General features: G+C 57.7%; 1 protein-coding gene and 1 tRNA gene. One reads left to right on the forward strand and one right to left on the reverse strand.

The features are described 5' to 3' along the window. Positions 1-167 precede the first annotated feature (167 nt). A complete protein-coding gene (locus tag DDE20_RS18665) occupies positions 168-1,667 on the forward strand; it encodes a recombinase family protein (RefSeq protein WP_240608286.1) in 1,500 nt (499 codons plus the stop codon). On the opposite strand, the gene DDE20_RS18670 is transcribed toward DDE20_RS18665, so the two are convergent. Further along, positions 1,624-1,700, reverse strand: a tRNA-Met gene (locus DDE20_RS18670). The two genes, DDE20_RS18665 and DDE20_RS18670, sit on opposite strands and share 44 nt — an antisense overlap. Positions 1,701-1,742 lie beyond the last annotated feature (42 nt).

A 1,742-nucleotide genomic window follows, 5' to 3' on the forward strand; every position in this document is an offset into this window, starting at 1 on the left:
TATCCAAACCGAAACCTGATTGCAGGCAGATGATCAGCCGTGCCCGTGCTGTCCGGGAATTACTGAAACGGCTGTCCGGGAATTAGCGTAATCGCTGTCCGGTATTTCTGAAATCCGCAAGCGGCGCAACCAAGGGCCGCCCTGGCGTCGAGGCACTGCTCGCGGCCGTGAAGGCGGGCAAGATCGACGTCGTGCTATTCGAGCACCTTGATCGTCTGGCGCGCGATCTCGAGTTCCTGATGGCCTTCTACAAAGAAGCACGGCACGTCGATTGTGAGTTGCACCAACTGAACAGAGGTAAGCTCGGGATCTTCGACATCGGGATCCTCGGCACCTTTGCGCAAATTTTTCTCGAAGAACTGTCCTACAGAACCCGCCGTGGCCTGGTTGGCAAGATTGAAGCGGGCAAGAGCGCCGGCGGTCTCTCTTTCGGCTATCGTGCGCGCCGGACGAGCGCGGGAGACGCTGCCAAAGGCGAACTGGACATCAACGACTTAGAAGCGCCGATCGTAGAGCGTATTTTCCAGGAATATGCCGAGGGCAAATCACCCATACAGATCGCGGCTGGCCTCAACGCTGATGGCATCCCGGCGCCGCGCGGACGCGGCGCTGGTTCGGGACACTGGCGCCAGACCACAATCAACGGCAACCGCGAGCGCGGCACCGGCATCCTGAACAACGAGCTGTATATCGGGCGGAGGGTTTGGAATCGCCTGCGCTATTCGAAACACCCTGAGACCGGCAGACGGGTTTCGCGGCTGAACCGGCAAGAAGACTGGATTGTCTTCGAGATGCCGGAATTGCGCCTGGTCGAGCAAACGTTGTGGGACGCTGTTAAACAACGCCAATCTGGCCAGCAGCGCGCACGGGCAAACAAAGCGCCAGGGGAAGCCAATGGCCTTTCGGTCTCGCAAACAATGCGGCGCCGTAAGTATCTCCTGTCGGGTTTGTTGTCGTGCCGGCAGTGCGGCGGTAACCTGACAATTGCGGGCAGCGGCAAAACACGTCGGTATTATTGCGCCAATGCAAAGGAGAAAGGCGCAGCCATTTGCGCCGGTATGCCAGGGCTGAAAGAGCAGGACGCCGCTTTCTCGATCCTTTCGGGGTTGAAGACCGGCCTGATGCAAGATGAGGCTTACGAAGAATTTAGAGAGAGACTTTTTGCACGCACAAAATCCAAGGAGAAAGACCTCAATGATTTGCTGCGCCTCCACGACGACAACATTCGCCAGTTGGCGACACGACACGCAAATCTAATCAAGGCGGTGGAAGATGGTGACTATTCTGCGCCGATCGTCGCGCAGCTGAACAAGGTCGATGAGGAACTCTCCAGCGCGCGCAGCAAACGCGATGCACTGGTGCCGGAGACAATTTCGCTCCCCAGCGATCTACCGGCGCTATATCAAGCCTATGTCGATGATCTCGTCACGACGCTCTCCAATGAGGACGTCTCAGGGCGTGCGAGTGAAGAACTTCACGCGCTGATTGATACGGTTGCGGTGGAATGGGACGCCGGCGCGCGCGTTCATCATCTTGAACTGCGCGGCAAGCTGTTGGAACTGCTGGAAATAACAAAGCCCGCCGGTGAGGCGGGCTTGGCTGACAGCGAGAGTTCGCTAAAGTTGGTTGCGGGAGTAGGATTTGAACCTACGACCTTCAGGTTATGAGCCTGACGAGCTACCGGGCTGCTCCATCCCGCGCCGGGGGTGTCTGTTTGGGTTTGGTATCGTTATGAGAGAGAT

The sequence above is a fragment of the Pararhodobacter oceanensis genome (genome assembly GCF_003076755.1).
Lineage (GTDB): Bacteria > Pseudomonadota > Alphaproteobacteria > Rhodobacterales > Rhodobacteraceae > Pararhodobacter > Pararhodobacter oceanensis.